The 1,055-nt window shown below is 66.2% G+C and carries 1 protein-coding gene; it reads right to left on the bottom strand.

All coding sequences use genetic code 11. The annotated features are described in order from the left end of the window. Positions 1 to 1,055: flavodoxin-dependent (E)-4-hydroxy-3-methylbut-2-enyl-diphosphate synthase (gene ispG, locus I3F54_RS31870; protein WP_240122406.1), on the bottom strand; the 1,055-nt coding region annotated here is incomplete at both ends.

Here is a 1,055-nt window from a genome sequence, read left to right as displayed (position 1 = left end):
TCTGCGCGGCGATCTTCATCGCCTCCTCGATGAGGGTCTCGACGATCTTCGACTCGGGGACGGTCTTGACGACCTCGCCCTTGACGAAGATCTGCCCCTTGCCGTTGCCGGAGGCCACACCCAGGTCGGCCTCACGCGCCTCACCCGGACCGTTGACGACACACCCCATGACCGCGACGCGCAACGGAACCTCCATACCCTCCAGACCCGCCGTGACCTCCTCGGCAAGCTTGTAGACATCGACCTGGGCACGCCCGCACGACGGACACGACACGATCTCCAGCCCACGCTGCCTGAGGTTCAGCGACTCCAGGATCTGGATACCGACCTTGACCTCCTCGGCAGGCGGGGCGGACAACGACACCCGGATGGTGTCGCCGATCCCCCGGGAGAGCAGGGCACCGAACGCCACCGCGGACTTGATCGTGCCCTGGAACGCCGGACCGGCCTCCGTCACCCCCAGGTGCAGGGGATAGTCACACCGCTCCGCGAGCTGCCGGTACGCCTCGACCATCACGACCGGATCGTTGTGCTTCACCGAGATCTTGATGTCCCGGAAATCGTGCTCCTCGAACAGGGACGCCTCCCACAACGCGCTCTCCACCAGCGCCTCCGGAGTGGCCCTGCCGTACTTCTGCAGCAACCGCCGGTCCAGAGAACCCGCGTTGACACCGATACGGATCGGCGTACCGTGCTCCTTCGCCGCCCGGGCGATCTCCCTGACCTGGTCATCGAACTTCTTGATGTTGCCCGGATTCACACGAACGGCAGCACAGCCCGCCTCGATCGCCGCGAAGACGTACTTGGGCTGGAAGTGAATGTCGGCGATCACCGGGATCTGCGACTTCCGGGCGATCGTGGCCAGCGCATCGGCATCGTCCTGCGTCGGACACGCCACCCGCACGATCTGACAGCCCGACGCCGTCAACTCCGCGATCTGCTGCAACGTGGCACCCACATCGGACGTCCGCGTCGTCGTCATCGACTGCACCGAGACCGGGGCGTCACCACCCACCGCCACGGACCCGACCTGGATCTGCCGGCTCTTCCGGCGC

Origin of the sequence: Streptomyces sp. MUM 2J, assembly GCF_022414535.1 — a bacterium.
Lineage (GTDB): Bacteria > Actinomycetota > Actinomycetes > Streptomycetales > Streptomycetaceae > Streptomyces.
Note: the sequence above shows the minus strand (reverse complement) of the source record. Positions and strands in the feature narration are given on the sequence as shown.